The following is a 7247-nucleotide window of genomic DNA, read 5'->3' as shown; positions in this document are numbered from 1 at the left end:
AGCTCAAGCACTTCCGCCGCATCGCCACCCGCTTCGACAAGCTGGCCCGCAACTTCCTCGCCGCCGTCCTGCTCGCCTCAACACGCCTCTGGCTCAGGGCTTATGAGTCCAGAACCTAGGGCGTCAGCGCCGCCGCGACGCGCGACGGGAAGTCCGGCTGCCGGCCCACGTCGTTGTGACCGGCCTCGGGGAACACCAGCCGCTCGACCCGCACGCCCCGCGCTTCCAGTTCGCGCGCCAGGGTTCGGCTGAGCGCCGGCGCCAAAGTTTCGTCGCGGCCGGCCTCCAGCACCACGACCTTGCCGTCAAAGCCCTCCAGCGCGGCCGGAACATCGATCGAGGTCAACGCCGGGGCCAGGGTGATGCGCACGAACGGCCGCATCAGTCCGGCCTGCTGGTCGATCGCGGCGCGGGCCCCGGGCGTGGTCGTCTCCAGCACCAGATAGTCGGCCCGCGCCTTCACCGCGGCGTCGGTGCAGACGATTCCGCCCAGCGAATGTCCCCAGGCGATCAGCGGCCGCCCCTCGGTGTCCGCCTGGGCCCGTGCGGTCGCGGCCATGACCGCGCCCGCGGCGGCGAAATGGGCGAAATCCGCCTCGCCGCCAGTCTCGCCATAGCCGGGATAGTCGAACATCAGCACGTCGCCGAACGGCGCCAGCTTGGCGGCGGCCGAACCGCCGGCGCTGCTGCGCCGGAACAGGTTGCCGCCGCAGAACAGGATCAACGGCCGCGGTGCGGCCACCGCGCGGACGCGGGTCGCCGTGATGGTCCCGCCGACATAGGGCAGGGACAGGGTCTCGGCGCCCTCGGGCGGCGGGTTCGGCGCCAGCACCATCTTCTGCTGCGCCAGTTGCGCCTCCGGCCAGAAAAAGGCGTCCTCCGGCACATTGACAGAAACGCAGGCGGCGAGCGCCGCCGCCGTCGCGGCGACGAGCCCCAGTTTCAAACTGCGTGACACCATCGCCGCAATCCCCCTGTACGGCCCATTACGACTCAAGGCCGGGGCTGTGTCGAGCCCTTGGCCGGTCCGGCGGCCGATTGGATCGAAGCGCCCGGCGTGACGCGCATCAGGCCTCGCGGTTGAGCACCCTCGAGACGATGATTTCCGCGGCCTCGTCTGGCATGACCGCTGTGGCGTCGATCACGATCTCGGCGCATTCCGGCGGCTCGTACGCGCTGTCCAGACCGGTGAAGTTCGGCAACAGGCCGGCGCGCGCCTTCTTGTACAGCCCCTTGACGTCCCGCGCCTCGGCGACCTCAAGCGGCGTATCGACGAAGACCTCCATGAACTCGCCGTCCTCCACCAGAGCCCGCGCCATCCGACGTTCGGCCCGGAACGGCGAGATGAAGGAGACCAACACCACCAGGCCGGCGTCCACCATCAGTCGGGCGACTTCGGCCACGCGGCGGATGTTCTCCACCCGGTCCTCTTCGGTGAAGCCCAGGTCCTTGTTCAGTCCGTGCCGGACATTGTCTCCGTCCAGAAGATAGGTGTGCAGACCCTCGGCGTGCAGCCGCTGCTCCGTCCGATCGGCGATGGTCGACTTGCCGGCGCCCGACAGGCCGGTGAACCAGATGACTTGTCCGCGTCGCCCCTTGATCGCTGACCGCGCCGCCTTGTCGACGCGCAGCGTCTGCCAGTGGATGTTGTGGGACCGTCTCAAGGCAAAATGCAGCAAGCCCGCGGCCACGGTCCGGTTCGATATCCGGTCGATCAGAATGAAGCCCCCCAGCTCGCGGCTGGCGGCGTAGGGTTCGAACGCGATCGGCGCGTCCAGCGACAGGTTACAGACGCCGATCTCGTTCAGCTCGAGGCGTTTCGTCGGAGCCTTCTCGAGCGTGTTGACATCCAGCCGGTGCCGGGTCGCTGTGATGGCCGCGCCGACGGTTCTGGCGCCGAGTTTCAGCAGATAGGAGCGGCCGGGAAACATCGGCTCCTCATCCATCCAGATCAGCGTGGCCTCGAACTGGTCCGCGATCCCGGGTGGCGCAGCGGCCGCGGCGAGGAGATCGCCGCGCGACACATCCACCTCATCCGCCAAGGCCAGCGTCACCGATTGTCCGCTCCGGGCGACGGCGAGATCGCCATCGGCCGTGACAATCCGGGCGACGGCGCTCGTGCGGCCCGACGGCAGAATGCGCAGGGCGTCTCCGGGTCTGATCTCTCCCGAGGCGATCAGACCGGAGTAGCCGCGAAAATCCTGGTTAGGGCGATTGACGTACTGGACGGCCATGCGGAAAGGCGCGGACAGGCTATCGTCGGCCGTCGGCAGCGTCTCGAGCAGACGCAGCAGCGGCGGGCCGGCGCACCAGGCGGCCCGGTCGCCCGCCTCCACGACATTGTCCCCGCGCAGGGCGGACATCGGAAGGGCGTGGACATGGGCGACGGCGAGGCGGTCCGCGAAGCCCCGGAAATCCGCGACGATGGCGTCGAAGCGGTCGCGGGACCAATCCACGAGGTCCATCTTGTTGACCGCCAGGATCACGTGCCGGATGCCCAGCAGCGACACCAGACAGGCATGGCGCCGGGTCTGCGTCAGCACGCCCTTGCGGGCGTCGACCAGGATGATCGCCGCGTCCGCGGTGGAGGCGCCGGTGACCATGTTTCGCGTGTATTGCTCATGGCCCGGCGTATCGGCGACGATGAATTTGCGCGCCGCGGTGGCGAAGAATCGGTAAGCTACATCGATGGTGATGCCCTGCTCACGCTCGGCCGCCAGCCCATCGACCAGCAGGGCTAAATCCAGGTCTCCGCCTTGGGCGCCGTGACGCCGGCTGTCGGCCTCCAGGGTCGCCATCTGGTCGTCAGGAATGAGCCGGGAATCGTGCAGCAGCCGGCCGATCAGCGTAGATTTGCCGTCATCGACCGATCCACAGGTGAGGAACCGCAACAGCCCCTTATGCTGATCGGGATACAACCCGGCGTCCATCTCGCCCGGGATCGACGCCGGGGCGTCCGCGACCGACATCAGAAATAGCCCTCGCGCTTCTTCTTCTCCATCGAGGCGGCCTGGTCGTGATCGATCATCCGGCCTTGCCGTTCGGATGTCGTCGTTTGCAGCATTTCCCGGATGATGCCGGGCACCGTGGTTGCGGCGCTCTCGATCGCGCCGGTCAGGGGATAGCAGCCTAGGGTGCGGAACCGGACCCGTCGCATCTGCGGCGTCTCGTCCGCGCGCAACGGAAAACGATCGTCGTCGACCATGATCAGGGCGCCGTCGCGTTCCACCACGGGGCGGCTAGCAGCGAAATAGAGGGACACGACCGGAATGTTCTCCAGGTGGATGTATTGCCAGATATCCAGCTCGGTCCAGTTGGACAGCGGGAAGGCGCGGAAGCTCTCTCCGGGCGACAGTCGGCTGTTGTAGAGCCGCCAGAGCTCCGGTCTCTGGTTCTTCGGGTCCCAGCGCTGGCCGGCGGAGCGGAAGGACAGGATCCGCTCCTTCGCGCGCGATTTTTCCTCGTCGCGACGCGCGCCGCCGAACGCGGCGTCGAAACCGTGCAGGGCCAGCGCCTGTTTCAGGCCCTCGGTTTTCCATAGATCCGTATGCAGGGTCGCGCCATGGTCGAAGGGATTGATCCCCCGGGCCTGCGCGTCGGGATTGTGATGCACCAGCAGCTCGAAACCGTGATCCGCGGCCATGCGATCGCGCATCGCGTACATCGCCCCGAATTTCCAGGTGGTGTCGACGTGAAGAAGCGGGAAGGGCGGCGGCGACGGATAGAAGGCCTTGCGCGCCAGATGCGCCAGCACGGCCGAATCCTTTCCCATCGAATACAGCATCACCGGGCGTTCGGCTTCCGCCACGACCTCGCGGAATATGTGGAGGCTCTCGGCTTCCAGCCGCTGCAGGTGCGTCAGCGCCGCCGTCGATGTGCGCGGCTGAAAGGTCTCGACGGGGGCGTCGGCAGCGATCAACGTCTCATTCTCCTGGACGCCTGACCCGCTCCGGGCAGGCCCGGCGACGCCCGTTGTCTCGCCCGCGTCTCTGGCTGACGACTGCGCAGGGTTCGGGGCTCGAAGTTCCAGGGCTCGGCGTGAATCTGGCGAGGCGGTCCGCTCCTGACGGGTTTTCCGGTCCGGGACCGGACCGTGAGTCCTCTCACGCCGCGGCGACGACGTCCATGCCGGGTCTACTCAAATAGTTCCATCTGCCGCTTCATCTCCGGCGGCACGCGGAAGCGGCTCTCGTCCAGCACAGGTCGCGGCGCATCCAGCCCATAGCGCTTGACCGCCGCCCTGAACCGCGCGGCGATCAGTTCGGCGACCGGGCCGGTCCCCTTCATCCGCTGGTTCCAGTCCGGATCGTAGTCGCGCCCGTCGCGGGTCTGGCGGATCAGCGACATGACCCGCGCCGCCCGCTCCGGCCGGGCGTCGGCCAGCCACTCCCGGAACAGGTCCTTGATCTCCAGCGGCAGACGCAGCGTCACATACATGGCTGAGGTCGCCCCCGCCTTGGCCGCCGCCTCCAGCACCGCCTCCAGCTCGTGGTCGTTCAGCCCAGGGATGACCGGAGCGAATCCGACCCCGACCGGGCACCCCGCTTCGGCCAGCCGGCTGATCGCCTCCAGCCGTTTCGCCGGCGTCGAGGCGCGCGGCTCCATCGCCCGGGCCAGCCCCCGGTCGAGGGTGGTGATCGAGACGAAGGCCGAGGCCAGTCCCTCGCGCCCCATCGGCCCGAGGATGTCGGCGTCGCGGCCGATCAGCACCGACTTGGTGATGATGCTGAACGGGTGACGGAAGCGCTGCATCACCTCGAGGATCGCCCGCGTCGACCCCAGTTCGCGCTCGACCGGCTGATAGGGGTCGGTGTTGCCGCCTATGTGGATGCGCTTGCAGACATATCGCGGCTTGCAGAGCTCCTGCTCCAGCAGACGCGCGGCCTCGGGCTTGAAGAAGATCCGGCTCTCGAAATCCAGGCCCGGGGATAGGCCCATGAAGGCATGGGACGGACGGGCGTAGCAGTAGATGCAGCCATGTTCGCAGCCCTTGTAGGGGTTGATGGACCGGTCGAAACCGATGTCCGGACTGGTGTTCCTGGCGATGATCGTCCGGGCGTGCTCGGGCGTCAGGGTGGTGCGCAGCGGCGCCGCCCCGGCGTCGTCGCCGGTCCAGCCGTCATCGAAGGCCTCCACCGTCTCCGGTTCGAACCGCCCGGTTGCGTTCGACCGCGCCCCCCGTCCCTTCGCCGCTTCAGCCATGGGGGGAGGATAGCGCCGCATGAGAACAAAGCAAGAACTTCTGGCGTATCAAAAAAGCCCGCCGATGAAGCGAGCCATCCGTCTCATGCCGCGAGCGACCGCGTCGCGAGCATAGGCCCCAAAAAGAGGTGGTGCGGATGAGAGGACTCGAACCTCCACGCCTCGCGGCGCCAGAACCTAAATCTGGTGCGTCTACCAGTTCCGCCACATCCGCTCAGGTCGCCCGACAGCCTCTAGTCGAGGCGGCGGAAAAGCGAAAGGCCCGGGATCGCTCCCGGGCCTCTGCTCGAACCTGACGTCGGGATCAGTCGTCGCGGCGATCCGTCGGCGACGGCGCGCCCGGCATCGGCGGAACCGGTCCCGGAGGCGCATCGGCATCCAGCTCGGGCAGCTGGAAGATGCCGCGGCCGAGGTGGCTCTTGCGGAAGCCGTAGAGCAGATAGATCACCAGGCCGATGCCGCCCCAGATCGGCAGCACCATCTTGGCGTCGTGCGGCAGGTTCCAGAACAGGAAGGCGCAGCCCGCGGCCGAGAGCGGGGCGATGACCCAGATCAGGGGCGTCCGGAACGGACGGCGACGGTTCGGCTCCTTGACCCGCAGCATCATCACCGCGATCGACACCATGAAGAAGGCGAACAGGGTGCCGGAGTTGGAGATGTCGGCGAGCTGTCCGACCGGGAACAGGGCTCCGGCGATGGCCACGGCGATGCCGGTGAAGGCGGTGACGATATAGGGCGTCTTCCACTTCGGGTGGACCTTGGCCAGGCCTTCCGGCAGCAGGCCGTCGCGGGCCATCACGAAGAAGATGCGCGTCTGGCCGTAGATCATCATCAGAATGACCGAGGGCAGGGCCAGCATGGCGGCGGTGCCGAGGGCGTTGCCGACGGCCGGGAAGTTGATCTCGCGCAGAACGTGGGCGAGGGCCTCGTTCGAGCAGACCAGCTGGTTGGCGTTCGCGGGCAGGGCGCAGGCGGCGATGAAGGCGGCCGAACCGGGCTGGACGGCTTCACCGGCGGCTCCGAGCACCGGCTGGGCGCCGATGGCGCCGACCGCGCCGACGGCGACGAACAGATAGAAGATGGTGCAGATCGCCAGCGACCCGATCAGGCCGATGGGGACGTTGCGCTGCGGGTTCTTGGTCTCCTCAGCCGCCGTCGAGACGGCGTCGAAGCCGACGTAGGCGAAGAAGATCGAGGCCGCGGCGCCGATGATGCCCATGCCCGACGACTCGCCGAACAGGCCGTTCGGCGCGAAGGGCTGGAAGTTGGCGGCCTTGATCACCGGCAGGGTCAGGGCGATGAAGGTGGTCAGGGCGACGACCTTGATGGCCACCAGCACGGCGTTGACGCGGGCGCTTTCCGTGGTGCCGACCATCAGCAGGACGGTGACGCCCAGGGCGACGATGATGGCCGGAACGTTGACGATGCCGACCGAGAAGTCCGGCGTCGGGATGAAGCCGTTCATGGTCCAGGCCGGTCCGGCCTGGAACAGATCCGGCCAGTCGAAGCCCATGGCGTTCTCGATCAGGCCCAGCACATAGCCCGACCAGCCGACCGACACGGCCGAGGCGGCCACGGCGTATTCGAGGATCAGCGCCCAGCCGACCATCCAGGCCAGAAGTTCGCCCATCACGGCGTAGGTATAGGTGTAGGCCGAGCCCGAGACGGGGGCCATCGAGGCCAGTTCCGAATAGCAGAGCGCGGCCACGGCGCAGACGGCGCCCGCGATCACGAACGACCACATCATCCCCGGGCCGGCCTTCTGGGCGGCCGCGGCGGTCAGAACGAAAATGCCGGTGCCGATGATCGCGCCGACGCCGAGCAGCGTCAGTTGGACCGGCCCCAGCGAGCGATGCAGCGATTTTCTCTCGGCCGTGGCCAGGATCGCGTCGAGCGACTTAACGCGCCACATGAATTACCCCTCCGATATTCTTGCCGCCCTCTGCGGCTTTGCGCGGGACGCTAGCGGCGCTTGTTCGCGCTTGCAACGCGGTTTCCGATCGGTGAACGACCGACGACGCTTTCGTGACCCGGACCGTTGCGGG

At 67.7% G+C, this 7247-nt stretch carries 5 protein-coding genes, 1 tRNA gene and 1 pseudogene; 1 reads left to right on the top strand and 6 read right to left on the bottom strand.

Annotated features, from left to right (window positions below; translation table 11 throughout):
* Positions 1-119: pseudogene (locus ACK4JY_RS06570) on the top strand (IS5/IS1182 family transposase); the annotation flags it as partial.
* On the opposite strand, the gene ACK4JY_RS06565 reads toward ACK4JY_RS06570, so the two are convergent.
* The 6 genes from ACK4JY_RS06565 to ACK4JY_RS06540 all read right to left on the bottom strand — a co-directional run bounded on the left by ACK4JY_RS06565 (position 116) and on the right by ACK4JY_RS06540 (position 7114).
* Positions 116-961, bottom strand: a complete 846-nt coding sequence (locus ACK4JY_RS06565; RefSeq protein WP_409603968.1) for an alpha/beta hydrolase — start codon at positions 959-961, stop codon at positions 116-118. The pseudogene ACK4JY_RS06570 and the gene ACK4JY_RS06565 sit on opposite strands and share 4 nt — an antisense overlap.
* A 106-nt stretch (positions 962-1067) precedes the next feature.
* On the bottom strand, positions 1068-2969 hold the full coding sequence (gene cysN, locus ACK4JY_RS06560; protein WP_409603966.1) for a sulfate adenylyltransferase subunit CysN: 1902 nt from the start codon (positions 2967-2969) through the stop codon (positions 1068-1070).
* A complete protein-coding gene (cysD, locus tag ACK4JY_RS06555) occupies positions 2969-3919 on the bottom strand; it encodes a sulfate adenylyltransferase subunit CysD (RefSeq protein WP_409603964.1) in 951 nt (316 codons plus the stop codon). Before cysD ends, cysN begins: the two co-directional genes overlap by 1 nt.
* A 215-nt stretch (positions 3920-4134) precedes the next feature.
* Entirely contained in the window at positions 4135-5202 is a 1068-nt protein-coding gene (locus ACK4JY_RS06550) for a PA0069 family radical SAM protein (protein WP_409603962.1), read from the bottom strand.
* A 129-nt stretch (positions 5203-5331) separates the two neighbouring features.
* A tRNA-Leu gene (locus ACK4JY_RS06545) sits at positions 5332-5416 on the bottom strand.
* 90 nt (positions 5417-5506) lie between these two features.
* Positions 5507-7114 carry an amino acid permease gene (locus tag ACK4JY_RS06540; RefSeq protein WP_409603960.1) on the bottom strand — a complete coding sequence of 536 codons (1608 nt, stop codon included), beginning with the start codon at positions 7112-7114 and terminating at the stop codon, positions 5507-5509.
* Positions 7115-7247: the final 133 nt, after the last annotated feature.

It is taken from the genome of Brevundimonas sp., assembly GCF_046295595.1.
GTDB lineage: Bacteria > Pseudomonadota > Alphaproteobacteria > Caulobacterales > Caulobacteraceae > Brevundimonas.
Note: the sequence above shows the minus strand (reverse complement) of the source record. Positions and strands in the feature narration are given on the sequence as shown.